The following is a 26,863-nucleotide window of genomic DNA, read 5'->3' as shown; positions in this document are numbered from 1 at the left end:
GAGGCCTTCGCCATCCGCACCGGGTCCGGCGGCGCCGGCGCCATGCCCGGCGGCGACGGCGTCCTGCGGCGCATCCGCTTCCTCGCCCCTCTGGAAGCGGCCCTGCTGTCCTCGCGGCGCCAGCATGCGCCCCAGGGGCTGGCCGGTGGCGGGCCGGGCCTCGCCGGACGGCAACGTTTGATCGAAGCGGGCGGCGCGGTTACAGAACTCCCCGGCTGCTTCCGGATCGAAGCCAAGGCCGGCGACGCCGTCGAGATCGAAACCCCGGGGGGCGGTGGGTTCGGTCCGCAGGCGCCGTCTGATCGCCACGAATGAGGACCATGCTCGCCCGATGTCCGCTCTTCTGATCGCCCTTTCCCTCCTCGCCCAGGACCCGGCTCCGGCCGCCGCCCAGGCCACTCCGCCCGCCGTCGCCGCGCCCGTCGAGGACCGCCGCCCCGTTGGCGCCCCGCGGGACGACTATCCCTTCGTGGGCTGGTGCTACGGCACGCTGCGCGCCTACCTGGAGCTCCACGACCAGGTGATGCCCGAGGTCACCCGCATCGAGACCACCTTCAGAAAGCCCGGGACCAGGCTTTCCGACGACCTGAAGGTCTATGCCGATATGCAGACGGACGGTCAGGCCAAGCTGAAGATCTTCCAGCGCGCCATGCTCGCCGCCGAACGCGCCAGCCTCAAGCCGATCAATGCGCTGGGCGCTGAGGCGGTGCGCAAGGGGCGCTCCACCTGGACCGCCGGCCCTCAGGTCACCAAGGCGCGGTTGGCGCAGGAGTGGATGAGCTGGGCTCTGCCCGACCGCTGCGAGACCGTCGCCGTAGCCCTGCAGGAGCGCGCCACCCTGATGGGCGCGACCTTCCAGGTGAATGCCGAGCCGGAACCCGCCCCGGCGGCCCCGACTAACCCCTAGCGGCTCAAAAATCCCCGCAGGCGGTCCAGGCCTGCGGCGTTCTTCTCCGGCCGGGCGGCGAAGCACCAGCGCAGCCAGCCCTCGCCTTCCTCGCCGAACGCGCCGCCGGGCGCCAGGCCCAGGCCAGCCTCGGCGATCAGGGTGCGGGCCAGCGCCATGGAGTCCGCACACCCATCGATCCGGAAGAAGGCGTACATGCCGCCGTCCGGTTCCGGCGCCTCGACCCCGGGCATTTGGCGCAACGCCCCCAGCACCTGGTCCTTGGCCGCGGCCAGCTCCGCCCGCAGGCCGGCCATGTGCGGTTCACCGTCCCGCAGCGCCACCACCGCCGCGGCCTGGATGAAGTCCGGGGCGCAGGAGGTGTTGTACTCCAGCAACACGCCGAGGCTGTCCATCAGCGCCGGCGGGGCGACCATCCAACCCAGCCGCCAGCCGGTCATCCGCCAGGCCTTGGAGAAGCTGTTGACGCTGATCAGCCGGTCGCCGTCGTCGCCCAGGGGCAGGAACGACGGCGCCGAGGCCTCTGGCCCGAAGTTCAGCCGCTCATAGACGTCGTCGGCCACCAGCCAGATCCCCAGGTCCCGACAGCGGGCCAGCACCGCGGCGCGGTCTTCCGCCGGCAGGGTCCAGCCGGTGGGATTGTTCGGGGAATTGAGGAACAGCGCCCGGGTGTCCGGGGTCAGGGCGTTGAACAGCCGGTCGAGGTCCAGCCGCCAGCGGCCCTGGTCCGGCTGCAGCGAGACCGTCGCCAGCGTCGCCGACAGGATGCGCGGTATCTCCGCCACATTGGGCCACACCGGGGTCACCACCACCACCCGGTCGCCGGGGCTGACCACCGCCTGGGCGGCCAGCATCAGGGCGCTGACCCCGGAGTTGGTGACCGCTACCCGCGACACCGGGATGTCGCGCCCGTGCAGGCCGCTGAGGTAGGCGCTGAGCTGGTCGCGCAGGTCTGCCCGGCCCAGGTTGTGGGTGTAGAAGGTCCGCCCCTCGCCCAGCGCCTCGGCCGCTGCATCGCGGATGAACGCCGGCGTCGGCTGGTCGGACTCGCCGAACCAGAACGCCAGCACATCGCTGCGGCCCAGCGCCGAATTGGCCACCTCGCGGATCTGCGAGACGCGGAGCGCCTGGACCTCGGGTCGGGCGAGCGGTGCGAACATCGCCCTTCCCTAGTGCAGGCGGGCCTGCGGCGAAACAGCCGCCTGGCGCGATCCGGTCTCAGGTTCAGCCTAGTCGGCGGGCTTGGTGATCGGCCGGGCGTCCTTCCAGTCGTAGGGCAGGGTGTTGGGGGTCACCACCACCTCGGTGGTGAACTTGAACGGATAGTTGCCGCCGCTGTCGAAGCTCAGCTCCACGAACGAAGCGGTAAAGCCGCTGGCGGGCTTCACGAGGTTGGCCACATAGGTCCCGTCCCGGCGCGGCAGCAGCCGCGTGCTGGTATAGGCCTTGCCGATGGTGTCGACGCGGAAGTCCCGGGCCTTGGGGTTGGTGGCCTGCCACAGCAGCACCTCCCGCGGCCGTTGGGCCGCGCGCACCACGATCTGGTCGCCACGGCGGGTCCAGGAATAGCGCGGCCGGGGCGTGCCGTTCAGCACCGAGCCGTACCAGGCGATCATGCTCTCCGCGATGTCGGTGCCCGACGTGTTGTGCTTGGAATTGGGCAGATAGCGCAGGCGCTTTTCCTCGCGCACCGCGTCCCAGTAGAACTGCGAATTGTCCGGCAGGAAGAACTCATCGCCGGAGGCGTTGATGATGTACTTGGGCATCCGCAGCGACGCCCGGCCGAGGTACGAATAGGGGTCCTCGAAATCGCGCAGCGCTTTCAGCGCCGGCGTGCCCATCATCCCCGGGATGATCCCGTGGTTCACATAGTCCTCCAGCGCCGGCGAGAAATAGCCCAGCGCCTGCCAGTGGTGGCGGGTCACCGCGTCGGCGTTCAGCACGTCGATGACGATCGGCATGATCGCCACCACGCGCTTGTCCAGCGCCCCCACCAGCCAGGTGGTCCAGCCCCGCTTGGAGCCCCCGGCCACCACAAAGCCGTTCAGCTTCACCCGCCCGCCGGCCTCGCTGGCCATGTATTGCTGGACGGCGGTCATGGCCGCGGTCCCGCTCTTGACCATGGCCAGGCGCAGGATCTGGTTCGGGTCTCCGCTCTTGGCGTACTTCGCCTGCTGATAGGCGATGATGTCGTCTTCGAAGCGCGCCTTGTCGGGGGTCTCGGTGAAGCGCAGCGGCTGGTTCGGCACCTGGCCCAGCTCCACCACCACGGAGCTCGTCTCCACGGCGATCTTGGCGGAGCGGTCGGCGGGCTTGGTGGGCGCCGGGTCCTCATTGTCGCCGCCGCCGATGAACAACAGCGCCTTGTCGTGGGCCACCTTGTCGGGGACCACCACGGTCACGAAGTGCTTCCACACCGAGCGATCGACTTCCTTGGGACTCAGCCAGGTCTGCGAGGTCATCTCCAGCACCGCCCCGTGGTAGCCGGGCCCGGAAATCGGCCCCACCACCTTCCAGGCGAAGGTCGGGTCCGGCCGGGCCACATAGGCCTCCAGCGGATTGCGCGGCTGCGCCGCCACCGGCGCACCGGCCAGCACCACGGCGGCCAACGCCGCACCCAACAGCCTGAAGAATTTCATCGACACCTCCCTTGGACCCTGTGGCGGGTCCTTGGGCGACACTCTGCTACTGCAGACGCCGTTGCGCCAGCGCCGCGCAACTGGCCGAGCCGATCGGCCCGTCTTCGTCGTAGAGCCGGCAGTCGCCCACCGCGACGCCGTCGGTGGCTCCATGGCTGATCACCTCGAAGCCCAGCCACTGCGTGCGCGGCTCCCGGTGCAGATAGACCGTCACGTCGGAGTTGATGAACTCCAGCCCCTTGTCGCCGGCGTGAGCGAAAGGGCTGGCGAAGTCCGCCGCCACCGCCACGCGGACGAACGGGGTCAGCGGGCGGCCCTCCACCAGCTCGCGCACCTCGGCCATCCAGGTGCGCTTCTGCCCCACCACGCCGAAGCCGCCGGAGATCGGCCGCATGGCCCACATCCCGCCCATGCCGGAGCGCTTGTCTTCCGGCGGGTCGATGTCGGCCGGCGCCGGCGCACTCCACGGCTCCGGCTTCCAGACCGTGCCCTGCGGATTCTGCGTGCGCTTGAGGAGCTGGCAGGTGGCGCGCCCGGCGCTCACCCCGCCGGAGATGAACTCCGCGTCGATCACCTTGATCCGCCGGCCTTCTCGCACCACCCGGGTGGTCACCTCCACCGCAGACAGGTCCGGCAGGCGGTACATGTCCACGGTCAGGCGCGCGGGCATGAACTCCGGGGCGCCATGCAGGCGCTCGATCTCGTGGCCCAGCAGGCCGACGATCACCCGCCCATGCAGGGAATTCGGGTCCCACGGGCCGCGGCTGGCGGGGGTGGGGACGTAATGCGTCCCCTGGATGCGGAAAAAAGGTTCGTTGCTCATGCGGCCGGACCTTGCCGGATTCCCTCAGGCTGCGCGAGGCGCCGCATCGGTGGCTTCGGACCGGTTGCGCCCCAGGATGGTGGTCACCGACATGTCGCCGGCCACATTACCCACGGTGCGGAAGATGTCGGGCGCCACCTCAACCGCCAGCAGGATCGGCAGCAGCTCCAGCGGCAGGCCCAATGCCAGGCAGATGGGCGCCACACTGGCGAAGAACGACACCTGCCCCGGCAGGCCCACGGAGCCGACGCTGACCGCCAGGGCCACGAACACCGCCCCCGCGTACTGCACGGCCGAGGGCGCCAGGCCGTAGATCTGGGCCACGAAGATCGCCGCCGCCAGGTTGGCCACCGGGCTGGTCAGCCTGAACACCGCCACCGCCAGAGGCAGCACCAGGTCGGTGACCCGCGGGCTGATGCCCAGCTCGTCGCGGGTCCGCTCGATCATCGCCGGCAGGCAGGCCAGCGACGACTGGGTGGCGAAGGCCGCCACCAGCACCGGCGACACCGCCCGTGTCCAGCGGATCAGCGGGACCCGTCCGACCACCACCGCCAGGACGAAGGCCAGCACCGTGATCCCCAGGTTGGAGGCCACCACCGCGACAATGTACTGCGCCAGCACCCCGGCCGCCCCGAACCCGGCCCGCAGGCCCACGCCCAGGCCCAGGGCGAACACCCCCAGCGGCGCGGCCCACAGCACCCAGCGCACGATCTGGATCATGGCGTCGCCCACCGCCCGGAAGAACTCCGTGAGCTGCAACGCGCGGGCCTGCGGCAGCCGCGTGATGGCGAAGCCGAAGAAGGTGGCGAACACCACCAGCGGCAGGATGGCGTCCTCCGCCGCGGCCTTCAGCGGATTGGCCGGCGCCAGGCTGCGGATCCAGTCACCCAGTGTGGCGCTGGCCATGGCCGTGGCGTCCGGCGCCTGGGCGCCGGCCCGCAGGGCGGCCGCGCCCGCCTCGCTCACCGGCCACACCGCATAGAACCCGTGGTTGAAGGCCAGGGTAAAGCCGCAGCCCACCACCAGCAGGGCCGCAAACCAGATCGTCGCCCGGGCCGCCAGCTTGCCGGTCGCGGCCGCGTCGGCCACCGAGGCGATGCCGGTCACCAGCACGGCGAACACCAGCGGGACGACGGTCATCCGCAGCGCATTCAGCCACAGGCCGCCCACCGCCTCGACGCCCGCGATCAGCCGGCGCGCGCCCTCGCCGCCGTAGGTCTGAGCCGCCGCGCCCAGGGCCAGACCCGCGATCAGCGCCAATAGCACCCGCACGCTCAGCGATCGCAAAATGGTCAAGCGCTGCGGCCTCTCACTGCACAGACCGATGAGGCCCGCATTCGGGCGTGGCCGCAAGCCGGGGGCGATGCGCGCGTCTCGCCTAGTCCACGATCATCGCCACGCCGCGCTGGATCGCCGCGTAGCATTCGCAGGCGCAGCGCTCGATCGCCGGTCGGTCCAGCACCCGGATCTTGCCGCGGGAATAGGAGATCAGTCCCCGGGCCTGCAGTTGCGAGGCCACCGCCGTCACTGTAGTGCGCTGCACCCCCAGCTTGGTCGCCAGCTGTTCCTGGGTCAGCGGCAGGACGTCATCGCGGACCCGGTCGTGGGTGAGCAGCATCCAGCGGCAGAGGCGCTGTTCGGCCGAATGCAGCACATTGCAGGCCACCGATTGCGTCGCCTGCAGGATGGTCGCCTGGCCGTCGCGCACGATGGCGTCGGTCAGGCTGCGGCTGTCGGCGGCGGCGGCGGCCAGGGCGGCCAGCGCAAGGCGCCAGGCGCGGCCTTCCAGCTGCACTTCCATGCGCTCATAGGCCACCGGCGAGCCCAGCGCGTGCAACAGGCCGTAGCCGCCTTCGCAGCCGATGGTGCGGGTCTCCACCTGGGCCCCGTTGTTCATCACCGTGATCACCGAGATGATGCAGTTGACCGGCAGATAGACGCCGGAGACCCGGGTCTCCGGCTCGTCCAGCACCTGGCCGCGGGCGAGTTCGACGGTGTGCAGGTGCGGCCGCAGCCGCCGCAAATCCTCGGCCGACAGATCATCAAGGAAGCGGTTGTTCAGATCCATGCGCACCCGGCTAACTGTTGGGACGAGTTCGCCAACCCCCGTTGGCGGAACCCGCGTCACGTTCCCCTTGTTGAAGGAGTGAGTCCATAGCGGTTTGAGTGATGAGCGCGACCCGGTCCAAAACGGCTGGGCCGGATTTTCGTGCGGAGGCGAGGGATCGAACCTTCGCCTCAGCCGTTCCCATGTCTCCACAGTGACGAGGAGACCGGATGGCTCACGCCCGCAAGAAACTGCCCGCCTTCCCCGGAACCGGCGAGCTGTCCTACCGCAGCGCCGCCATCCCCGTGGAGTATGAGATCCTTGGCGACCCGGCGACCCTTAGGCTCGGCCCCCTGCGGCTGCGCGGCTCATTCACAGCCACGCCGGAAACCGCCGAAGAGGCGTTCCGCGAGGGCGAATGCGCCCTGAAGCTGGAGAACGCGACCACGTTCCGCATCGTCATGCTCGGCCACACGGCCGGCAGCGGCACGGCTTACTTCGAAATGCGCGTCTAGCTCGCCTGGGCGACCTGCAGGTCCGCGTCCTGGCCCTGCGCCAGGGTGAACACCAGCTCCTCGCCTTCCCACAGTTCGGCGCGCTCGCCGTCCGGTCGCTGGGCCAGCAGATCGGCGGCGCGCTGTATGGCGGCGGCGCGCGGCATGTCCGGCAGCACCTCGAAGTGGGGCACACCGCCGCCCGTGCGGTGAACGTAGCAGAAGAAGGGCATCGCTGGTCTCTCAGGCGTGGCCATCGACCCGATCGTCAACCGCCACCTTAAACATGCGCCGGATTGCGGCGGCCGCCAAAGAGAATCTGAAGAATTCAGTAAAGACCGCGTCAGCCTTGGCTTTTTCGCGCCTTTCCGATGACTTGGGGACGGTTGTAAGTCGGAAGGACCCGCTGCGGGGTTACCAGTAATGTCGACTAGTCTACATAAACTGCTTATCGACGTGCCTGGTAGCGGACCGACAGCGAGGCGCCGGCGTTGCTGACATCGGCCTCCCGCAACCGGTCGGCGACATGGCTCAGCGCCAGATCCTGCTCGAGGAAACGGCCGAGTTCCTCGCCCTCGTGCTGGACGATCCACTCTCCGGCGTTCTCGACCACTTCAAACTTCATGCTTACCCCATTCGCTACAACCTCTGCGTTAAACTGGATGTGGTTAATGCAACAAGTGCGAGTGGGTCCTCCCAGGTGCGCCCGCTTGTCGCACGCTCAGCCTCCATTCATCCCTCAGACCGCTATGGCCAAGCTTGGCTGGACGGGAAATGAAGGGCGCGGGTTCGACATTATCTGCGGATCGGAAGCAATCTTGTGCGCCCAGGCGGGTTTGCCCTGCGCCGCAGCGTCCTATCTTAGCGGGGCAAGGCGCCGCGCGGCGGCGCAGACCTTTGAGGGACCCGCGTCATGATCGAGCGCAGAGCGTTCGCGAGCCTCGGCGGCGCCGACCACGGCTGGCTGAAGGCCCGTCACCACTTTTCCTTCGCCGGCTATTACGATCCCAAGAACATGGGCTGGGGTTCGATCCGGGTGTGGAACGACGACGAGATCGCCCCGCGCTCCGGCTTCGCGCCGCACCCGCACGCCGACATGGAGATCATCACCTATGTCCGCACCGGCGCGATCACCCACCAGGACAGCCTGGGCAACCAGGGCCGCACCGAGGCCGGCGACGTGCAGGTGATGAGCGCGGGCTCCGGCATCCGCCACGCCGAGTACAACATGGAGTCCGACACCACGACGCTGTTCCAGATCTGGATTGAGCCCGACCGGCGCGGCGGCGAGCCTTCCTGGGGCGCCAGGCCGTTTCCCAAGGACGACCGCGCCGGCAGGTTCGTGACGCTGGCCAGCGGGATCGACGGTGACGCCGACGCCCTGCCGATCCGCACCGACGCGCGGGTGGTGGGCGCCACGATCCGGGCCGGCGAGACCGCGGAGTATCCCATCGGCGCCGGACGCCACGGCTATCTGGTGCCCGCCTCGGGCTCGGTCGAGGTCAATGGCGTGCGGCTTGAGGCCCGCGACGGGGCAGCCATCCACGACGAGGACACCCTCAAGATCACCGCCCTGGAGGACGCCGAGATCGTCCTGGTCGACGCGGCCTAGCCGAAAGAGAGGGCCCGCGACCTCGGCTGGAGGTCGCGGGCCCGACGCACGCCCACACTGATTGGGAGAGTTAGCGGGCGGCGAGGGTCTTGGTCTGGTCGGCCAGGCGCGCCTGACGGATCGTGACCATCTTTTCCTGGAGTTCGACGCGGACGCCGCTGCGGCAGGATGCGCGGGCGGTCAGGCCATGAATGCCGCTGCAGTAGTCCGTGGCCGCCAGGCGGGCCCGCCGGTTGAAGGTGGTGAGGCCTTCTTCCGTGGTCAGGTTCAGGTCGCCGATCACCACGCGGGCCGGGGCGGCTTGCGAGGCCGTGGCGATCGCGGCGAGCGGCAGGACGGCGAGGGCCAGGGTGGCGGCGCCGGCGATGCGGGAAGCGAAATTGGTCATGTCAGTCCCTCGTGAGTTTCGAATGCTTGAGGCGGGATCACGTCCGCCGGTGAGGGAGTGAATACTTGCGGACTAGGCTGAAGTCCCGTGAATACGGTGTAATGACCTAGAATTCACAATATTACGACGAGTTAATACCTGAACGGTTGGTAATGGAGGTGGCGCTTTGCACGCGGCGCAGGACTGACGGCGGCCCGAGCGCCGCAGCCACCATCCCGCTGCTATCTCAGAAATTCAGGCGATCAAGGTCAAGATGGGCCGCCTCAGTGGTAGGCCGTCGGCTCCACCACCGTCTCGTCCCACTCGCCGGACTGGTCCTGGACCAGGACGATGCGGGGTTCGTCGTCCACGCGGGCGAAGTCCCCGGCCGCGGCCAGGGCCTCGGCCCGGCTGGCGTAGGCGCCCAGCTTGCCCTCCCGGTCGTCTTCCAGGAGCCATAGGCCGCCCACGGCGACAATGGTCAGGTCGAACATGCGAATCCCCCAGCCCGACCGATGTTCTCCCATCGCGGGGTTGAGAAAGCGTGGCGTTTTCGCGTCGCACCCGCTGCGGCCTGTCGCCGCGGCGGACGCCCGGCCTCAGGTGTTGCGGTAGTAGGGCTCGACGGGGCCGGACAGCTTGACGGTCAGCGGATTGCCGTGCCGGTCCTTGGTGGCGCCAACGCTCAGGCGCACCCAGCCTTCGCTGACGCAGTACTCGTCGACGTTGGTCTTGTCCTGGCCCTTGAACCGCACGCCCACGTTCCGCGCCAGGATATCGGCGTCGTAGTAGGGGCTGGACGGATTGGTCGAGAGCCGGTCGGGAGGGGTGTCGCTCATGCGCCGCGACCTCGCATGGCCGGCCGCATTCTTCAAGCCGCCGCTGGCGGGCCCCCGCGGAATCGGCATGCTGTCGCGCTCTCTACCGGGGACCCAATATGTTGCAAGCGTTCGTTGCGGCCGGCCTCGCCGCCGCCGCCGTCCTGGGCTTCGCCGCCCAGGCCCAGGCTGCGCCGTCGGTGTTCACCCCCGGCCCCTGCGCCGGCGATTTCACCGGCGTGGCCCACAAGGTCGATTGTGGCGTGCTCGCCGTCGACGAGAGCCGCGGCCAGGCGGGCGCCCGCCGCGTCGCCCTGCCGGTGGCCATCGTCCGCGCCCTGGCGCCCAAGGCCGGCCTGCCGCCGGTGATCTACCTGCACGGCGGACCGGGCGGCGGCGTCCTCTCCGGCCTGCCTCGGACGCTGCGCAGCCCCGCGGCCCGCGAGATGATCGCCATCGACCAGGACTGGATCTACTTCGACCAGCGGGGCGCCGGGGTGTCCGCGCCTTCGCTGGACTGCGGCCGGGTGGACCTCACCGACGCCGGTCCCCTGTCCCAGGCCGCCGCCGACAGCCTCGTGGCCTGCGCCCAGCGCCATGTGGCCGCCGGCGTGGACCTCTCCCGCTACAACGCCGCCGAGGTGGCCCGCGACGTGGCCGACCTGCGCCGCGCCCTGGGGATCGGCGCCTTCGACCTCGTGGGCGGCTCCTATGGGGTGCGCATCGAGTTCGCCATCCTCACCCACGCCGTCGAGGGCGTCCGCGCCGTGGTCATGGACAGCCCCTGGTCGCCCGAAGCCAAGTGGGCCGACGGCGGCCCGAAGATGGTCGCCGACGCCGTGCGCCTGATCCTCGCCAAGTGCCAGGCCGACGCCGCCTGCCGGGCGAAGCACCCGACCCTTGAAGCTGACTTTGCCGCCCTGGCCCGCGGCTGGCTCGCCAAACCCTTCGTCAAGGCCGGCCGGACCTACGCCGCCGACGACCTGGGCGGCTTCCTCATGGAGGCCGCCTACAGCGCCGAGGGCGCCCGCGCCCTGCCCCGCGACCTGGCCAAGATCATCCGCGGCGACATGAGCCTGCTGGACGCCAGCATCGCCGAGCGCAGCGGCTACGCGGAGGCCCAGCACCTGACCCATCTGTGCAAGGAGGAGTTTCCCTTCGAGGACCGCGCGGCGGTGGCGGCCGGCGCCGCGGGCGACCCGATCGCGGGCCTGCTGGTGGCCTCCATGCAGCGCTACTTCGACGTCTGCCGCGCCTATCCCGTGGGCCCCGCCGATCCCCTCGAGCAGCGCCCGGTGACCAGCTCGATCCCGGCCCTGTTCCTGGCCGCCGAGATCGACCCCGGCTGCCCGCCGCACATCGCCGAGGCCGCGGCGAAGCGGTTCTCCCGGGGGCAGTTCGTGGTCATCCCCAACACCACCCACGGAGTCTCCGGCCGCAGCGCCTGCGCGCGCCGCATGGTCCGCGCCTTCCTGGCCAACCCCGCCGCCCCGGTGGACCGCGCCTGCCTCAGCCCCGAGCACGACCGCTTCGTGTTCGATCTTGAGGACGGGTAGCCCTGCGCCTTTACAGGCGCGACCGTCGCGTGGACCATGGGCCAAGCTCCGGCGCCAGACCGGGCTGTCCTTTGGGGAATTCCATGCTCTCGAAACGCGCCTTGATCGCCGCGGCCGCGCTCGCCGCCTTCACGGTCTCCGCGCCGGCCTTCAGCCAGACCGCCGCTGGCCCGGTGACCAAGGTCCGCCAGGGCGAGGTGCGCGGGGTCAGCGAGGCCGGGGTCACCCGCTTCCTGGGAATCCCCTTCGCCGCCCCGCCGGTGGACGCCCTGCGCTGGCGCCCCCCCGCCAGGGCCGCCGCCTGGAGCGGCGTGCGCGATGGCGCCAAGGCCGGCAATGACTGCACCAAGGTGGAGGACTGCCTCTACCTCAACGTCACCCGCCCCACGGACGCCAAGCCGGGCGCCAGGCTGCCGGTGATGGTCTGGATCCACGGCGGCGCCTACGTCCTGGGCTCCTCCGAGCGCGGCTTCGGCGCCGAGCATGACGGGGCCGAGTTCGCGAAGAAGGGCGTGGTCACCGTCACTCTCAACTACCGCCTGGGCCGCGCTGGCTGGTTCGCCCACCCGGCGCTGACCCGGGAAGGCCCCGCCGGCAACTACGGGATGATGGACCAGATCGCCGCCCTGCAGTGGGTGCGCGACAACATCTCTGCGTTCGGCGGCGACCCCGGGAACGTGACCATCTTCGGCGAGTCCGCCGGCGGCATCTCGGTGCTCTACCTGATGCTCTCCCCCGAAGCGAAGGGGCTGTTCCACAAGGCGATCTCGGAGTCCGGCTTCGCCCGCCACCAGCCAACCCCGCTGAAGGTCGCCGAGGCCGGCGGCCTGAAAGTCGCCGCCTCCGCCGGGGTCGAGGGCGAGGGTCCGCAGGCCGCCGCGGCGTTGCGCAGGCTGCCGCTCTCCGCCATGCCCGTCACCGGCCCGATCACCGGCCCCGGTCGGCCCGGGCCCATCCTCGACGGCAAGCTGATCGCCCGGCCCATCGCCGAGGGCTTCGCCGCCGGGCGCCAGGCGCGCATCCCGCTGGTCATCGGCGGCAACTCCAACGAGGCCAGCCTGTTTAGGCCCCAGCCCGCCCAGCTCGACGCGATCACCGAGGGCCGCGACGCCTTGATGGCCGCCTACGATCCCACCGGCGCCGGCAACAAGATCCAGATCATCAACGACCTGGCCACCGCCCAGTACATCACCGAGCCCGACCGCAACCTGGCCCGCATCCACGCCCGGGCCGGCCAGCCCACCTGGCTGTACTATTTCTCCTATGTGCCCGCCGACAAGCGCGCCACGGCCCTGGGCGCGCGGCACACCGACGAGATCCGCTATGTGTTCGGCGGGCCGCTGCAGAAGTTCGCGCCTGAGGACGCGGCCATCTCCCGATCGGTCAACGCCTACTGGGCGGCTTTCGCCAGGTCCGGCGATCCGGGCGCGGCCGGCGGGGTCGCCTGGCCCCGCTACGCCCAGCCCCGCGAGCCCTCCATCGAGTTCGGGGTGGACGGCGCCAAGGTCCGCGACCGCCATCTCGCCCAGCGCCTCGACTGGGTGGAGCAAAGCCTGAACAAGTAGGCGCCGCCGCGCCGTGGCCGGAGACACCTCATGCCGCTCGCCTGGCCGCTCAGCTTCGCCGTCCTGGTCCTGGCCGTGGCCTTCGCCGCCCGATCGGTTGAGAACGCCGTGGGCCTGCCCGCCGACCAGCCCCTGGGCCAGCTCGCCTGGATCCTCGTCCCGGCGCTCGCGGGCCTGGCCTGGAGCCGCCTGGACCCCGCCAGGCGCGGCGGGCGCGTGTTCCGTCTCGACCCCGCGGTGCTGCGCGCCGCCGCCCTGGCGGTCGTGGGCGCGGTGGTGGTGGTTGCGGCGGTCACCGGGCTGGGCCTCGCCACCGGCGGCCTGGGGTTTCCACAAGGCCCCGCGCTTGCCCCCGCCGTCTTCGTCACCCTCTCCGTCTCGGCCCTGGTGGCCAGCACCCTGGAGGAGGTCGGCTGGCGCGGATACCTGCTGCCGGCGCTGCTCTCCCGCGCCGGCTATTGGGCGACCATCGCGCTCGCCGCCGCCGTCTGGTTCACCTGGCACCTGCCGTTCATCGACCGGCTGACGCTCTACACCGACGAGGCGCCCGCCACCCTGTTGGTCCGCCTGGCGGTGGGGGTGGTAGCCCTGCAGCTGCTGTTCACCGAGGTGTTCCTGGCCACCCGCTCGGTCTGGGTGGCCGCGGCCCTGCACGGCGCCTTCAACGTCTCCGCCGGCGCGGTGTTCGCCTCGGGCGCCGTGCTCACCGGCGCCGCCGGCTGGATCGTCTCGCCCAGCGCCGACGGCCTGGTGCTGATGGCGCTCGCCGCCGCCGCAGCCCTGGGGATGCGCCGGCGCCGGCTGTCGGTTAGAGCGTGACAGCCGAAAGTGGACACCGGTTTCGGCGTCCGTCACGCTCCAAACTTTCGAAGATAGACCCTTTTTATCCGGCTCAAGTGATTCCACTTGAACCGGAAAGGGTCTAGGCCGGCTTCCTGAACTTCATCACGAACTGGTCGGTCTTGCCGCGGATCGCCGGGTCGAAGACGTTGGCGGTGAGCGGGTCGGACGGCAGGTCGAGGAGCTGGCTCTCGCCCTCGAACCTGAACCCCGCGGCCTCCACTTCCTGGCGCAGCAGGGCCGGGTCTATGCGGTGCAGGCTGTCCGCGGCGGCCAGGCCGGAGCCCGCCTTGGCCACGTGGTCGACCACCAGGAACACCCCGCCGGGCTTCAGCGACTTGTAGATCTCCGCATTGACCGTGGTCGCCGTAGTGGCGGGGAAAGGCTTCAGGTGCAGGTCGTGGTAGTTCTGCACGGTGAACACCAGATCCAGGCCGTCGGGCAGGTCCAGGGCCTGCAGGCTGGCGTCCAGGGGCGTGACGTTCTTGTAGGCCGCCGCCACCGTCTTCAGGTTGGTCGCGTAGCTCGCCTGGAACTTGATGAACTCGTCGGGCTGGTAGGCATAGACCCGGCCGTTCGGCCCCACCGCCGCGGCCAGGATGCGGGTGAAGTAGCCGCCGCCGATGATGAAGTCGGCCACCTTGTCCCCGGGCTTCACGCCGGCGTAGGCGATGAGCTCGCCGGGCTTGCGCGCCGCGTCCCGGGCGGTGTCGGCCGCGGGCCGGGCCGGGTCCGCCAGGGCGGCGGTGATGTTGGCCGGGACCGGCTGGGCGACGGCTGCGCCGACCACCGCGAACGCCAGCGCCGAAACCACGGAAACCATCAGATTGCGAGCCATGTCGCATCTCCCCTCGAGCGGTTGTTGATGAAGCTTAACACTAGCCGACGGGCGCCGCAGCCACCGGCGTCGGGGCCGGCGCCTCTACCGCCACGGCGGGCGGCGGGGCCGGCGGCCCCGGCGGAATGGCCCGCGCCGGGATGCGCTTCAGGGCGGTGACCATGAACGCCCGCCACATCTCCGCCGGCGCCCCGCCCCCGGTGATCGGGCCCATGGGCTGGGCGTCGTCGCGGCCCATCCAGACCACCGTGGCGAAGCCGCCGGTGTAGCCCGCGAACCAGGCGTCCTTGTAGTCCGAGGTAGTGCCGGTCTTGCCGGCCAGGTCGTAGCCGGGGATCGCCGCCCGCGCGCCGGTCCCCGAGACCATCGCCGCGCGCAGCATCCGGTTGAGGTCGCTGAGCGGCGGGTTTGCCGCCGCCTGGGCCAGGGGCGCAGGCTTGCGCTGGTAGACCACGGCCCCGCCGCTGGTGCGGATACGCTCCACCCCATAGGCCGCCACCCGCTGGCCGCCGTTGGCGAACCCCGCATAGGCCTGGGCCATCTCCAGCGGCGAGACCAGCGTGGTGCCCAGCGCCATGGCCGGCTCCACATTGATCGGCGAGGTGATCCCCATCCGCCTGGCCGCGCCGGCCACCTGGCCGCGCCCGACCTCGTCGGCCAGCCGGGCTGCCACCGTGTTCACCGACTGCGCCAGCGCCCGCTCCAGGGTGATCTCGCCCAGATACTCCTCCGAATAGTTGCGCGGCGACCAGCGTCCGATGGTCAGCGGTTCATCCACCACCATCATGTCGGGGGTGCGGCCCGCCTCCAGCGCCGCCAGATAGACGAACGGCTTCCAGGCCGATCCAGCCTGGCGCCGCGCATCGGCCGCGCGGTTGTAGGGGCTCAGCCCATAGTCCACCCCGCCCACCATGGCGCGCACCCGGCCCTGCCCGTCCACCGCCACCAGCGCCGCCTGCCGCGCGCCCTGCGCCCTGTGCCGGTCCACCGTGGTCCGCGCCGCGTCCGCCGCCGCGGTCTCCAGCCCCAGGTCCAGAGTGGTCTCGACGATCAGATCCTGCTTCGGCGTCCCCACCAGGGTGCGGGTCTGGCCGTCCAGCCAGTCGACGAAGTACTGCGCCGGCGCGGTGGTGGCGCTGCGCCGGGCGTTCACCGGCTTGGCCAGGGCCTTGGCCCGCTCGGATGGGCTGATCGCGCCGGTCTCCACCATGGCGTTGAGCACCAGCCGGGCGCGGGCGGCGGCGCGCTCCGGCTGCAGGGCGGGATTGTACTCGGTGGGCGCCTTCAGCACCCCGGCCAGCGTCGCCGCCTCCATCACGCTCAGCCGCGCCGCGGGCTTGTTGAAATAGCGCTGCGCGGCCGCCTCGAGCCCATAGGCGCCAGAGCCGAAATAGACCCGGCTCAGATACAGCGACAGGATCTGCCGCTTGGAATAGGTCTGCTCCAGCTGCACGGCCAGCAGCACCTCGCGGGCCTTGCGCTCCACCGTGCGGTCGGAGGTCAGATAGAGGTTGCGGGCCAGTTGCTGGGTGATCGTCGACGCCCCTTGCGTCGCCCGGCCCTCGCCGACGCCGACCATGATGGCGCGGGCGATGCCCACCGGATCGAAGCCGGTGTGCTCGTAGAAGCGGCGGTCCTCGATGGCCACGAAGGCGGCGGGCACATGGGCTGGCAGTTTGGCAAGGTCCACCGGCGGGGCGTAGCGGCCGCCGCGCACCCCCAGCACCGCACCCTGGCGGTCCACATAGGTCACCTGCGGATCGCGGCGGATCGGCGGCAGAGGCGGAAGCTGCATGGAGGATGCAGGCGCCAGCAAGGCTCCGGCGGCGGCGAGGGCGGCGATCACCAGGCGAACTCCTTGCGGCGGTCACCGGCGTTCTGTCGCGACCCGGTCCCCCTGCCTAGATAATTCGCGGTAATGCGGCGGCCTCAGGGCGCCTCATAGACGATCAGCGCGCAGCCGCTGGCCTTGGCCCGCGCCATCGCGCCGCGCAGGTCCTGCGGAACCGCATCCTCGTCGGTTATCTCGCCGCTCGACAGCACCCGGGTGTCGATCCAGCCGCGTTGATCGAGCCCGGCCCGCGCCACCGCCTCCGCGGCCTCGGGCGTCGCCGCTAGCGCGAACACCAGGATCGCATGGCGCCGCCCGTCCGGCTCGGAATTGTCCGGCCCCGCCACGGCCTCGACCCGCAATACAAAGACGCCTTGCGGATCGCCGCCCATGGGTTGCTCGCCTAGCGTATCGCGATCGGGTTCACCACCAGTTGCACGGTGCCGACGAACCGCGGCTGGCCCAGGACGAACAGGAACTCGCTCACCCCGTCCGCGGCCAGCGGGGCGGTGTTGATGTTCTCCAGGATGTGCACGCCGTGCTTGGCCAGCAGGGTCTGGTGGACCACGAACGGCCGGTCGGGCTGCACGAACGGCAGGGGCTCCAGCGCGATGGTGTCGGCGCCGATGGCCACCACTCCCAGGCTCGCCAGCCACCGCGCGCCGCCTTCGCCCAGGCCCGGCTCGGTGGTGGAATAGGCCGCCTTGTCCTTGCTCATCATCGCCATCCAGCCGGTGTGGAACAGCACCACGTCGCCGCGCCCGATGGTCACCTTCTGGGCCTTCATCGCGGCTTCGATCTCGGGCCTGTTGAAGGCCTCGCCGGCGGCCAGCATCGGCTTGCCGAAATGGCGCGCCATGTTGATCAGCACGCCGCGGGTGACGATCGGCGGGATGTTGGACATCTCCAGCGTCTTGAACCCGCCGGCGACGTTCATCTCCGCGCTGGTCAGGCCGTTGTAATAGCGGTGGTTGATGCCCAGGTGCCCCAGCCCGTCCATCTGGGTGCCGATCCCCATGCTGGTGGTGACCTTCTCATCGTGGGCGGTCACCAGGCTGGCGCCTACCGGGGCGACCACGACGCCGGGCGCCGGCGAGATTTCGGCGGTGTAGCGCCGCTCTCCGAACGCCGCGCTCTGCGGGCCGGTGGGAATGCCCAGCGCATAGACCTTGCCCTGCTTCACCAGCCCCACGGCCCGCTTCACGCCGGCCTGCGAGAGGTTGTTCACCGCGCCCAGGGTGTCGGCCGCGCCGTACTTGGAGGGATACCAGGCCTCCGCCTGCTGCGCCGCCGCGCTCCCCGCCGCCAGCACGGCCGCGGCCGCGATCAAGAGCATCCTCATCGCTTGGTCTCCCCCTGTTGTTGCGGCCAGCCTCTCACAGCGGCCCGATTGCACCTAACGCCGCTCACCGGCCTCACTCCCACCAGTAGGGCGCCCGCACCCGGGTTCCGGTGACCACCTCGTTCATGGTCATGGGGTCGTACATCCGGCCGCCCAGCATCACCCGGTGAACCTTCTCGCTGTTGCGGATGTCGGTGGTCGGGTCGGCGTCCAGCACCACCAGGTCGGCCAGCTTGCCCACTTCCAGCGAGCCGATGTCGCGGCTCATGCCCAGGGACTGGGCCGGGACGATGGTGCCGGCCCGCAACGCCTGCATGGCGGTCATGCCGCCGCGCACGAACGACCACAGCTCCCAATGCGGCCCGATGCCCGCCTGCTGGCCGTGGGCGCCGATGGACACCAGCACCCCGCGATCGGCCAGCTTCTTGGCTTCCCGGGCGTTGTCGTCGTCCACATAGTCGCCCTCCGGCGCCTTCACCCGCCGCGCGCTGGCGGCGATCAGCTGGGTGGGCGGGGTGTGCCGCGCCAGGATCGGCTGGGCGAACACGTCGGTGGCCTGGCGCCAGTAGGGGTCCCCCGCCGGCCCGCCGAAACTGACCACCAGGGTGGGCGTGTAGGCGGTCTTGCTGGCCGCGAAGAAGCTCAGCACGTCCTCGTAGAACACCCCCACAGGCACGTTGTGCTCCAGCGTGGAGTTGCCGTCGGCGACGATGGTCATGTCCATGCCGAACAGCGAGCCGCCCTCGGCCACCACCTGCATGCCCTCGCGCCGGGCCGCCTCCACCACCTGCTGGCGCTGCTCGCGCCGGGGCTGGTTGTAATTCTTGACGCTGCCGGCCCCCTGGGCCTTCAGCCGCCGCACGTGGGCCAGGGCGTCGTCCAGGCTGTCGATCTGCGCGTAGTTGCGGGCCGCCTTGGCGCCATAGACGATTTCCCCGGTGGAGAAGATCCTGGGGCCGACGATTATCCCCGCGCGCTGCATCTCCGCGGCGGTGAAGATCTCCGCGGCCCGGTTCGACGGGTCGTGGATGGTGGTCGTGCCCAGCGCCAGGTTGACCAGCAGCGACCAGTTCTGCTGCGGCGCCAGTTCGTCCACCCCCTGCGGGCCGTGGGCGTGGGCGTCCACCAGCCCCGGGATGATGGTCTTGCCCGCCACGTCGACGGTGCGTGCGCCCGCCGGAATGGTCACCTCGCCCCGGCGACCCACCGCGGCGATGCGGTTGTCGCGCACCACGATCACCCCGTCGTCGATGATCCCGCCGTCCGCGGCCGCCATGGTGACGATCCGCGCGCCGGTGAGCGCCACCACCCCCGAAGGCCGGTCCGCGGCCACCTCCATGCCCAGCGGGACGCCCGTCGTCGGCGGCTGGAACTTCGGCGCATTCTCCGGCGCCGGGGCCTGCGGGAAGAACGCATTGCTGGCGGCGCTATAGACCGTTGGGCCGAGGCTCCAGTGGAGCTGCCCGCCGTTCTGCGACCAGTGGATCCAGTCCGCCCCGCCGCTGCTCACCTTGGTGACCGGCAGCGGCCCGCCCTTCAGGTCCACCGCCACCTCCTGGCCGCCGGGCAGCAGCGGCATGACCAGGGCCTCGTAGTTCTGGCGGAACGCGAAATACGCCCCGTCCGGCGAGACCACGTAGTCGGTGACCAGTTCGCCGGTGGCGTGGGTGCGCTTGGCCTCGCCGTTCAGGTCGGTGCTGACCAGCAGTTGCTTGCCCTTCTCCGAGGCGATCATGAACAGCCGGTCGTTGGCCGCGCCGAACTGCGGCGAGGCCATGTCGCGGGCCACCCGCTCAGGCGTCCCGCCGGCGGTCGCCACCCGATAGACCCCCGGGTTCTCTGACCATCTGCGCGAGGTGAGCGCGCCGCCCGAACCCTTCTCGAAGACGATCGTCTTGCCATCGGGCGAGAACGCCGGGCGCGCATAGTGGCCGGGCTGGCGGGTCACGTCGCGGGGCGCGCCGCCTCCCGCCGCCACCGTGCGGATGCGCCCAAGTCCGGCGTCGGTCCAGCCCACGAAGGCCAGCGTCCGCCCGTCCCGCGACCAGGCGGGGTGCAGCTCGAAGCCCTCGTCGCCGCGGGTCAGCCGCCGCGCCGCGCCGCCGGCCATGGCCTTAAGGTAGAGCTTGCCCAGGCTCTCGAACACCACCTGGCGGCCGTCCGGCGACACCGCCGCGAACCGCGCCATCTTGGTGGTGAAGCGGTCCGGGGAGACCACCACCTGCGGATGCGGCGCGTCGATCAGGCCGCGGGTGTCGTTCACCCGAAAGGCGATCACCGCCGCGCCTGAGCCGTCGGCGTCCACCCGGCGGATCTTGCCGCCGGCCCAGAAGACGATGCTCCTGCTGTCTGGCGTCCAGTCCATGTTGGGGTAGAGGCCGGTGACCGCCCAGGTCTCCTGCACGTCCTGGTCGAGGGCGTCATAGACCTTGCGCTCCACGCCGGAGGCCAGGTCCTTAACATAGAGCTTCGACAGCGTCCGCTCGCGGCGCACGAAGGCGATCTTGGTCCCATCCGGAGAGGGCGTCGGGCGCACCGATCCGCCGGCTCCGGAGGCCACCGTGGTCACCTCGCCGGTGTCCAGGTCGTAGCGCTCGATGTTGAACAGGTCGGTGTTCGAGTCCTGGGCGTATTCGAAGATCGGGCCAGGCGTGATGTTGCGCGTGTAGAAGACGCTCCTGCCGTCCTGGGCGAACACCGGCTCGCCCAGCTCCTTCTGGTGCTGCTCGTTGGGCTTCTTGACCAGCACCACGCCGCCGCCGCCGGACACGTGATAGAGCCAGATCTCCCCGGTCCCCAGGGAACGCCCGGTGGTGAAGTGCTTCTTGGCCGCGATGAACCGGCCATCGGCGCTCCAGGTAGGCTGGTTGAGGAGGCGGAAGTCCTCCTTGGTCACCTGGCGCTTGTCCGCCCCGTCGGCGTTCATGATCCAGATATTGTCGCCGCCGCCGCGGTCCGAGGTGAAGGCTATCCTGCGCCCGTCCGGCGAGAAGCGCGGCTGCACCTCCCAGGCCAGCCCCTCGGCCACCCGGCGCGGCGTCCCGCCGGCGATGGGCATGACGTAGATGTCGCCCAGCAGCGCGAAGGCCAGCGTCCGCCCGTCCGGGCTGACGTCCAGGTCCATCCACGTGCCTTCGTCGACATTGATCGGGGTCTGGCGCACCACCGCGCCGGCGGGCGCGTTGACGTCCCACTTGGGCGGCTTGCCGGGCGCCGCGGGCGCGGTGGCCGTGGCCACGGCCGCGGTTGCCGCCGGCGGCCGGGACGAGGCCTCCTGCGGCTTCACCGCCTGGTCCTCGGGCGCCTGGGTCTTTTCCACCGGCGGCTGCGGGGACGGGGTCTGCGCCTGGGCCTGGGTCAGGCCCAACGACACGGCGGCGATGGTGGCGAGCTTAAGCTTCATGGGGTCCCTCTGGACCCACCCCTAGCAAACCGGACCCCGCGGGGAAATCCGGCGCAGCCCGGCTCAGGCCTTGGGCCTCAGGTCTTGGGCTTCAGGTCCGGCCGTGAGGCCAGGAATGCGGCGCGCTCGGCCGCGGTCAGCACCTTCGCCCGCTTCTGCCGCGAGACCATGGGCGTCGGCGGCGCATAGACCCCGGTGGGCTTGGGGGCGGGCTTCAGGTCCGCGAAGCGCTTGGGGGGAGGTTTCATCGCGGGGGTCCTAGCGTCGCCGGAATTTCTTGGCCTCGGCCGCCAGCGAGGCGCCCCAGGGGTCGGGCCGGTCGTCGTCCGGCAGGAAGGGCAGCTGGCCGGCCACCCCGCGGATCGCCAGCCAGAGCTGCTGGTTGAAGTGGCCCAGCACCCTGAGCGGCCGGCGCTTGTCGTCGGTGACGTCCCAGCCGGCCGCCTCGAAGGCGTCCACCTGCTGCGCGATCGGCCTGTCCTCAACGCCGTCCCAGTCCGCCGGGCGGGCGACAGCCTCCGCCTCGGCGGCGGTCAGGCCAAAGATCGCTGTCGAACAGGCGTCGATCTCCGGGTGTTCGGCGCGGGCCTGCGGCTCGGCGAACTCGCGCTTCAAGAGCGCCCGGTACTCCAGGTCCGCGACCCCTGGCAGGTCGATCAGGCGGCGCAAGGCGGGCGGGCGGTCCATCGCCCTGCCCTAGCGTGGATGCCTCGCCTTGGCGAGGCGCCAAGAGACCCCGCCCCCCGCGACCGTCTGCCCTCTGTCCACTGCCACGCTTCTGGGCCTAACCTCTCGCCCGCGTGTCCGCGAGGAGCTGTCGTGCTGAGAACCGTTGGTCCGATGGCCGCCCTGGCCGTCCTCGTGGCGGGAGCCGCCGCCGCCGCGCCCGCGCCGGCCGCCCCGCCGCTGGCCTGGTTGATCAGCCCGGGGGAGGCCTCCTGCCGCATCGAGCTGGAGCTCACCGGCCGCTCCGGCGCGATCATGCCCGTGGCCCTGGTCTCCGACGGCGACCGCGTGGCGCTGCGGTTCTCCAAGGACGACATCCCCGAGCGCGCCTTCCTGTCGATCCGGATCAACCAGAAGGCCTACGCCAACCTGATGCTGCGCACCGCCGACCCCACCGTGGGCGAGCTGGTGCTCAGCGACCTGACCCAGGCGGCCCTGCGCAAGGGCGCTGTGCTGCAGATCGCCTGGCTGGCGGAGGAGCCGGTCGCCGGCTCCCTGAGCGGCGCCGAGGCGGAAATTCCCAACCTGAAGACCTGCGGCGCCCAGGCTGCCGGCCAGGCCCGCGCGCGCCAGTCGGCCGTCGCTGAAGCCAAGGCCCGCGCCGAGGCCCAAGCCCACGCCCAGGCCATCGCCCAGGCGCAATTGCAGACCGCCCAGGCCCAGGCCGCCACCGCCGAGGCCGAACGCCAGCGGGTCGCCCTGGACGCTGAACGCCTCGAGGCCGCCTTGGACAATGAGCGCCAGAACGCCGCCTACCAGGCCCAGCGCCGCCGCGCCGACGAAGCCGCCCAGCAGCGCGCCGCCTATGAGGAGCAGCGTCAGCGGGCGGGCGACGACTATGGCGAGCGCTACATGCGCCGGGTGTGGGAAGTCCTGCCGGACTGGGCCCGCGGCGGCTATCGCCGGGGCCCCTATAACGGCTACTAGGTCACCACGGAGCGGGGGCGGACATGGCCGGACTGAAGGACAAGCGCGGCTTCATCGACAAGGAGCGGCTGGACCTTACCGAGCGCAAGGCGATGGAGTTCTGGATGAAGCGCTGGGGCGTCACCCGCGACCAGCTCACCGCAGCCCACCGCAAGGTCGGCCGCCTCACCAAGGACATCGCCGCCGAGCTCGGCAAGAAACGCTAATCCTGCCCGCCGCCCCGCTTGGGGATCGGGGTGCCGAAGATGCCGGGGCCCTGGCTGGGCGTCAGCCCCTTGGATTCTTCCAACCGCGCACCGCCCAGGATGCCGGCCATGGCGTAGTTGCCCTCGTGGCAGGCGTACTCATAGACCTGCTCGCTGCGGCCGTTGAGGCTCATCTCCGCCTTCCAGGTCTGCGTGTAATAGACCGGGTCCTCCACCTGGAACTCATAGAAGATCTGCTGGTCCGCCACCCGGGTGAAGCGCTCGGTGACGCGGCCCTTCTCGCTCAGATAGACCGGGCCAGCGCTGGCCTGCTTCGGGTTCACATTGACGGTTTCCACCACCAGGGTGTCGCCCTCCCACCAGCCGACGCTGTCGCCGAGCCAAGGCGCGATCGCCGCCGGTCCATGCCGGGCAGAGGCCCGGTCGCGGGCGATGGGGATCACCCGGGCGTCGTGGACCATCTCCACCACGATGATCACCGCGCCCGGCGTCTGCACGATCTGATAGTTGTTGTTGTAGATGGTGTTGAGCATCCCCGGCCCGCCGGCGCCGCTGAAGCCGATCAGGCAGCGCTCCGGCAGCGGCAGGGCCTCGGGCCCCGCGTACAGCACCTTCATCCGTTCCGCCCGGGCGTCGCGGGCCCGCTTGCGGCCCTCGTCCGACATGGGCAGCTGGCCATTGGCCGGCTCGACGATCCACGAGGTGCGGAACTCGCCCTTCACCGACGACAGGCTCTTGCCGGGGTCGATCCAGAAGGCGTTGTAGCCCCGGTCGCTGTTGCCATCCTCCAGCAGCTTGTCGTTCACGTCGGACGGGCCGTTCTCAGCCTCGATCAGCTGCATGAACGGGTTGGCCTTGACCAGGGCCTCGGCCTCGGCCTGGCTCACCGCCAGCTTCGGCACGCCGGGCGGCCGGGTCAGGTTGGTCACCGAGGCGTTGGACCACACCCCGGTCAGGTCCGGCCTGCCATCGGCCGTCCTTGGGGCGGCGTAAGCCTTGGCCGGTTGCGCCTGAACCTGGCCGGCCACCGCCGCCGCCAGCACCATTCCCAGAACCGAAACGCCCCACCGCATGGCCTTGCCTCCCAGCCGCCGCCCCTCCTCTTGGGGGCGTTCGGCGAAGCGTCACGGTCCCACGCGGGACGAAGGAGTCAAGTCGTCCCTGGCCGGACCGCAGGTCTTGGAACAAACTATGAACATACGGGCGCGGGCCAGGGCAGCAGGCGCGGGCTGATCGTCTTCCTGGCGCGGATGGCGCGCGAAGGGCAGGCGGGGCGGCTCGCAGGCGGCGGAACATCACGCGAACTGCCGAAAAACCAAAATGGGTACCCCCGCGTCAACCTGCCGAGGGGCCTCAGCAGCTCGTCGACGTCGCCCCGGGGAGGCTGCGGGCCAGCGCCACGGCGCGCTCAACGCCGGCCGCCGACAGCACCGGGTCGGCGCTCTGGTCGGCCTTCTCCCCATGCCGCACGAGCACCACCGTCTGCGCCTGCGCGGCGGAGCTGGCGAATGCCGCGATCAGGGCGGCGCAAATCAAGCGCGTCATGCAAATCTCCCACGTCCGCTCTTCCCCGAGAACGCGAAGACCCAGGCTCTTTGAACCACGAACCACACGAACTGGCTCGGGATGCTCTCCGCGCACACGCCCAACCGGTGCATTCGTGTGGTTCGTGTGGATCGTGGCTAACCTGAACCCGCCAAACCTACGCCGGCTCATACGCCAGGATCGGCCCCAGCCAGCGCTCGGCGGTCTTCAGGTCCCAGCCCTTGCGCCTGGCATAGTCGGCAACCTGGTCGCGGTCGATCCGGCCCACCCCGAAATAGTGCGACTCCGGGTGCGCGAAATAGAGGCCCGAGACCGCCGCCGTTGGCGTCATGGCGAAGCTCTCGGTCAGCTCCAGGCCGGTGGCCGCCTCAGCGCCCAGGAGCTTGAACAGCGTCGCCTTCTCGGTGTGGTCGGGCTGGGCCGGATATCCCGGCGCCGGGCGGACGCCCCGGTAGGTCTCGGCCACAAGGGCGTCGATGTCGAAGGTCTCGTCCGGCGCATAGCCCCAGAGCTCGGTGCGCACCTTGCGGTGCAGCGCCTCGGCGAAGGCCTCCGCCAGCCGGTCGGCCAGCGCGCTCACCAGGATCGCCGAATAGTCGTCGCCGGCGTCCTTGAAGCTCTTGGCCAGCGCGCGTTCGCCATGGCCAGCGGTGACCGCGAAGCCGCCCACCCAGTCGGGCTTGGTCCCCACCGGCGCCACGAAGTCGGCCAGCGCCACATTGGCCCGACCACCCTCGCCCTTGGCCATCTGCTGGCGCAGGGTGTGCAGGCGGGCAAGCTCGGTGGACCGGGTTTCGTCCGTATAAAGAATGATGTCGTCGCCGTCGGAATTGGCCGGCCAGAAGCCGACCACGCCGCGAGCCTCGAGCAGCCCCTCCTGGACGATGCGGGCCAGCATGGTCTTGGCGTCCTTGAACAGGTCGGTGGCGGCCGCGCCGACCACGTCGTCGTCCAGGATCTGCGGATAGCGGCCGACCAGCTCCCAGCTGGCGAAGAACGGCGACCAGTCGATGTGCCGGGTCAGCTCCGGCAGGTCGTAGGGCGCGAAGGTGCGCGTGCCCAGGAAGCCGGGCTTGGGCGGATCGTAGGCCGCCCAGTCGGGGGCGAAGCCGTTGGCCCGGGCGGCGGCCAGGCTGGTGCGGTTGCGCGCCCCCTGGCTGCGGGCGAACTGCTCGCGCACCTTGGCGTACTCCGCCGCCGTCTCCGCCTGCAGCCGCACCTTCTCGGTGGGCGACAACAGGCCCGAGACCACGCCGACCGCCCGGCTGGCGTCCAGCACATAGGTGGTGGAGCCGCCCTTGTACTGCGGGGCGATCTTCACGGCGGTATGGGTCTTGGAAGTGGTGGCGCCGCCGATCAGCAGCGGAATGGTGAAGCCACGGCGCTCCATCTCCGCGGCCACATAGGCCATCTCGTCCAGGGACGGGGTGATCAGGCCCGAGAGGCCGACGATGTCCACGTTCTGGGCCTTGGCCTCGTCCAGGATGCGGTCGGCGGAGACCATCACCCCCAGGTCGATGACCTCGTAATTGTTGCACTGCAGGACCACGCCAACGATGTTCTTGCCGATGTCGTGGACGTCGCCCTTGACGGTGGCCATCAGGATGCGGCCCGCCTGCTCGCGGGGCTTGCCGGCCTTCTCGGCCTCCATGAACGGCATCAGGTAGGCCACCGCCTGCTTCATCACCCGGGCCGACTTGACCACCTGCGGCAGAAACATCTTGCCCGCGCCGAACAGGTCGCCGACCACGTTCATCCCGTCCATCAACGGGCCTTCGATCACGTGCAGCGGACGCACCGCGGCCGCCCTGGCCTCCTCGGTGTCGGCCTCGATGAATTCGGTGATGCCGTGCACCAGGGCGTGGGCCAGCCGCTTGGCCACCGCAGCCTCGCGCCAGGCCAGGTCCGGCCCCTTGGCCTCGCTCTTGCCGCCCTTGTACTTGGGCGCTAGCTCCACCAGCCGTTCCGTGTTGGTGAGCTTGGGGTCCCGCTGCGCCCGGTTGAGGATCACGTCCTCCACCGCCTCGCGCAGTTCCGGGGCGATGTCGTCATAGACCGGCAGGTCACCGGCGTTGACGATGCCCATGTCCATGCCCGCCGCGATAGCGTGGAACAGGAAAACCGAGTGGATGGCGCGCCGCACCGGCTCGTTGCCGCGGAACGAGAAGCTCAAATTCGACAGCCCGCCCGAGATATGCACCCCGGGGCAGCGCGCGCGGATTTCGCGGCACGCTTCGATGAAGTCGAGCGCATAGCGTTTGTGCTCGTCGATCCCGGTCGCGACCGCAAAGATGTTGGGGTCGAAAATGATGTCCTCGGGCGGGAAGCCGAGCTTCTGCGTGAGGAGGTTGTAGGCGCGCGTGCAGATGCGGACTTT

The 26,863-nt window shown here is 70.5% G+C and carries 29 protein-coding genes; 9 read left to right on the top strand and 20 right to left on the bottom strand.

Annotated features, from left to right (window positions below):
- Positions 1-315: hydantoinase B/oxoprolinase family protein (locus tag ACLL81_RS12455; RefSeq protein ID WP_411288669.1), on the top strand; the 315-nt coding region annotated here is incomplete at its 5' end.
- Positions 316-331: 16 nt separating this feature from the next.
- The gene (locus ACLL81_RS12450) at positions 332-907 is read left to right on the top strand and encodes a hypothetical protein (protein WP_411288668.1); all 576 of its coding nucleotides are present in this window, start codon (positions 332-334) and stop codon (positions 905-907) included.
- Here ACLL81_RS12450 and ACLL81_RS12445 read toward each other — a convergent pair.
- From ACLL81_RS12445 to ACLL81_RS12425, 5 genes are all read right to left on the bottom strand, one after another.
- Positions 904-2,067: a pyridoxal phosphate-dependent aminotransferase gene (locus tag ACLL81_RS12445; protein WP_411288667.1), complete on the bottom strand. Its 1,164-nt coding sequence runs from the start codon at positions 2,065-2,067 to the stop codon at positions 904-906. The two genes, ACLL81_RS12450 and ACLL81_RS12445, sit on opposite strands and share 4 nt — an antisense overlap.
- A gap of 69 nt (positions 2,068-2,136) precedes the next feature.
- Entirely contained in the window at positions 2,137-3,546 is a 1,410-nt protein-coding gene (locus ACLL81_RS12440; protein ID WP_411288666.1) for a PhoPQ-activated pathogenicity-related family protein, read from the bottom strand.
- Positions 3,547-3,592: 46 nt separating this feature from the next.
- Positions 3,593-4,369 carry a thioesterase family protein gene (locus ACLL81_RS12435; protein WP_411288665.1) on the bottom strand — a complete coding sequence of 259 codons (777 nt, stop codon included), beginning with the start codon at positions 4,367-4,369 and terminating at the stop codon, positions 3,593-3,595.
- A gap of 24 nt (positions 4,370-4,393) precedes the next feature.
- Positions 4,394-5,665, bottom strand: coding sequence for a dicarboxylate/amino acid:cation symporter (locus ACLL81_RS12430; RefSeq protein ID WP_411288664.1), 1,272 nt, complete (start codon positions 5,663-5,665; stop codon positions 4,394-4,396).
- 82 nt (positions 5,666-5,747) lie between these two features.
- Positions 5,748-6,437, bottom strand: a complete 690-nt coding sequence (locus ACLL81_RS12425; protein ID WP_411288663.1) for a Crp/Fnr family transcriptional regulator — start codon at positions 6,435-6,437, stop codon at positions 5,748-5,750.
- A 209-nt stretch (positions 6,438-6,646) separates the two neighbouring features.
- Here ACLL81_RS12425 and ACLL81_RS12420 point away from each other — a divergent pair, with 209 nt between their 5' ends.
- Positions 6,647-6,931: a hypothetical protein gene (locus tag ACLL81_RS12420; RefSeq protein ID WP_411288662.1), complete on the top strand. Its 285-nt coding sequence runs from the start codon at positions 6,647-6,649 to the stop codon at positions 6,929-6,931.
- Here ACLL81_RS12420 and ACLL81_RS12415 read toward each other — a convergent pair.
- Together ACLL81_RS12415 and ACLL81_RS12410 are read right to left on the bottom strand one after the other, a co-directional pair.
- Positions 6,928-7,143 (bottom strand): hypothetical protein, encoded by a 216-nt coding sequence (locus ACLL81_RS12415; protein WP_411288661.1) that lies wholly within the window; start codon positions 7,141-7,143, stop codon positions 6,928-6,930. The two genes, ACLL81_RS12420 and ACLL81_RS12415, sit on opposite strands and share 4 nt — an antisense overlap.
- 215 nt (positions 7,144-7,358) lie before the next feature.
- Positions 7,359-7,535 carry a hypothetical protein gene (locus ACLL81_RS12410; RefSeq protein ID WP_411288660.1) on the bottom strand — a complete coding sequence of 59 codons (177 nt, stop codon included), beginning with the start codon at positions 7,533-7,535 and terminating at the stop codon, positions 7,359-7,361.
- A 288-nt stretch (positions 7,536-7,823) separates the two neighbouring features.
- Between ACLL81_RS12410 and ACLL81_RS12405 the strand changes: the two genes are divergently transcribed.
- Entirely contained in the window at positions 7,824-8,522 is a 699-nt protein-coding gene (locus ACLL81_RS12405) for a pirin family protein (protein ID WP_411288659.1), read from the top strand.
- A 70-nt stretch (positions 8,523-8,592) separates the two neighbouring features.
- Here the strand turns inward: ACLL81_RS12405 and ACLL81_RS12400 are convergent, their stop codons facing one another.
- The 3 genes from ACLL81_RS12400 to ACLL81_RS12390 form a co-directional block, all read right to left on the bottom strand.
- Positions 8,593-8,910 (bottom strand): UrcA family protein, encoded by a 318-nt coding sequence (locus ACLL81_RS12400; RefSeq protein WP_411288658.1) that lies wholly within the window; start codon positions 8,908-8,910, stop codon positions 8,593-8,595.
- Between the two features lie 263 nt (positions 8,911-9,173).
- On the bottom strand, positions 9,174-9,383 hold the full coding sequence (locus tag ACLL81_RS12395) for a hypothetical protein (protein ID WP_411288657.1): 210 nt from the start codon (positions 9,381-9,383) through the stop codon (positions 9,174-9,176).
- A gap of 105 nt (positions 9,384-9,488) precedes the next feature.
- Positions 9,489-9,728 carry a DUF3297 family protein gene (locus ACLL81_RS12390; RefSeq protein ID WP_411288656.1) on the bottom strand — a complete coding sequence of 80 codons (240 nt, stop codon included), beginning with the start codon at positions 9,726-9,728 and terminating at the stop codon, positions 9,489-9,491.
- Between the two features lie 98 nt (positions 9,729-9,826).
- On the opposite strand from ACLL81_RS12390, the gene ACLL81_RS12385 reads away from it, so the two are divergent.
- The 3 genes from ACLL81_RS12385 to ACLL81_RS12375 all read left to right on the top strand — a co-directional run bounded on the left by ACLL81_RS12385 (position 9,827) and on the right by ACLL81_RS12375 (position 13,647).
- Positions 9,827-11,263, top strand: coding sequence for an alpha/beta hydrolase (locus tag ACLL81_RS12385; protein WP_411288655.1), 1,437 nt, complete (start codon positions 9,827-9,829; stop codon positions 11,261-11,263).
- 83 nt (positions 11,264-11,346) lie between these two features.
- A complete protein-coding gene (locus ACLL81_RS12380) occupies positions 11,347-12,828 on the top strand; it encodes a carboxylesterase/lipase family protein (protein WP_411288654.1) in 1,482 nt (493 codons plus the stop codon).
- A gap of 30 nt (positions 12,829-12,858) precedes the next feature.
- On the top strand, positions 12,859-13,647 hold the full coding sequence (locus tag ACLL81_RS12375) for a CPBP family intramembrane glutamic endopeptidase (protein ID WP_411288653.1): 789 nt from the start codon (positions 12,859-12,861) through the stop codon (positions 13,645-13,647).
- Positions 13,648-13,750: 103 nt separating this feature from the next.
- Here the strand turns inward: ACLL81_RS12375 and ACLL81_RS12370 are convergent, their stop codons facing one another.
- The 7 genes from ACLL81_RS12370 to ACLL81_RS12340 all read right to left on the bottom strand — a co-directional run bounded on the left by ACLL81_RS12370 (position 13,751) and on the right by ACLL81_RS12340 (position 21,769).
- Positions 13,751-14,506 carry a class I SAM-dependent methyltransferase gene (locus ACLL81_RS12370; RefSeq protein WP_411288652.1) on the bottom strand — a complete coding sequence of 252 codons (756 nt, stop codon included), beginning with the start codon at positions 14,504-14,506 and terminating at the stop codon, positions 13,751-13,753.
- A gap of 40 nt (positions 14,507-14,546) precedes the next feature.
- Positions 14,547-16,352: a transglycosylase domain-containing protein gene (locus ACLL81_RS12365; RefSeq protein ID WP_411288651.1), complete on the bottom strand. Its 1,806-nt coding sequence runs from the start codon at positions 16,350-16,352 to the stop codon at positions 14,547-14,549.
- 83 nt (positions 16,353-16,435) lie between these two features.
- Entirely contained in the window at positions 16,436-16,729 is a 294-nt protein-coding gene (locus ACLL81_RS12360) for a hypothetical protein (protein ID WP_411288650.1), read from the bottom strand.
- 11 nt (positions 16,730-16,740) lie between these two features.
- Positions 16,741-17,679 (bottom strand): cyclase family protein, encoded by a 939-nt coding sequence (locus ACLL81_RS12355; protein WP_411288649.1) that lies wholly within the window; start codon positions 17,677-17,679, stop codon positions 16,741-16,743.
- Positions 17,680-17,752: 73 nt separating this feature from the next.
- The gene (locus ACLL81_RS12350) at positions 17,753-21,082 is read right to left on the bottom strand and encodes an amidohydrolase family protein (protein WP_411288648.1); all 3,330 of its coding nucleotides are present in this window, start codon (positions 21,080-21,082) and stop codon (positions 17,753-17,755) included.
- 77 nt (positions 21,083-21,159) lie between these two features.
- Entirely contained in the window at positions 21,160-21,330 is a 171-nt protein-coding gene (locus ACLL81_RS12345; RefSeq protein ID WP_411288647.1) for a hypothetical protein, read from the bottom strand.
- Between the two features lie 10 nt (positions 21,331-21,340).
- Entirely contained in the window at positions 21,341-21,769 is a 429-nt protein-coding gene (locus ACLL81_RS12340; RefSeq protein ID WP_411288646.1) for a hypothetical protein, read from the bottom strand.
- Positions 21,770-21,901: 132 nt separating this feature from the next.
- Here ACLL81_RS12340 and ACLL81_RS12335 point away from each other — a divergent pair, with 132 nt between their 5' ends.
- Together ACLL81_RS12335 and ACLL81_RS12330 are read left to right on the top strand one after the other, a co-directional pair.
- A complete protein-coding gene (locus tag ACLL81_RS12335) occupies positions 21,902-22,735 on the top strand; it encodes a hypothetical protein (protein ID WP_411288645.1) in 834 nt (277 codons plus the stop codon).
- Between the two features lie 23 nt (positions 22,736-22,758).
- Positions 22,759-22,941 carry a DUF3606 domain-containing protein gene (locus tag ACLL81_RS12330; protein ID WP_411288644.1) on the top strand — a complete coding sequence of 61 codons (183 nt, stop codon included), beginning with the start codon at positions 22,759-22,761 and terminating at the stop codon, positions 22,939-22,941.
- Here ACLL81_RS12330 and ACLL81_RS12325 read toward each other — a convergent pair.
- The 3 genes from ACLL81_RS12325 to ACLL81_RS12315 form a co-directional block, all read right to left on the bottom strand.
- Positions 22,938-24,014 carry a hypothetical protein gene (locus ACLL81_RS12325; RefSeq protein WP_411288643.1) on the bottom strand — a complete coding sequence of 359 codons (1,077 nt, stop codon included), beginning with the start codon at positions 24,012-24,014 and terminating at the stop codon, positions 22,938-22,940. The two genes, ACLL81_RS12330 and ACLL81_RS12325, sit on opposite strands and share 4 nt — an antisense overlap.
- Before the next feature lie 280 nt (positions 24,015-24,294).
- Complete coding sequence (locus ACLL81_RS12320) at positions 24,295-24,486, bottom strand: hypothetical protein (protein WP_411288642.1); 192 nt, start codon at positions 24,484-24,486, stop codon at positions 24,295-24,297.
- Between the two features lie 157 nt (positions 24,487-24,643).
- Positions 24,644-26,863, bottom strand: a 2,220-nt coding sequence (locus ACLL81_RS12315; protein ID WP_411288641.1) for a vitamin B12 dependent-methionine synthase activation domain-containing protein, incomplete at its 5' end; no start/stop codon positions are given.

The organism is Phenylobacterium sp. (assembly GCF_046590535.1).
In the GTDB taxonomy this organism is placed as follows: domain Bacteria; phylum Pseudomonadota; class Alphaproteobacteria; order Caulobacterales; family Caulobacteraceae; genus Phenylobacterium.
This window is presented reverse-complemented; position numbering and strand designations above follow the sequence as displayed.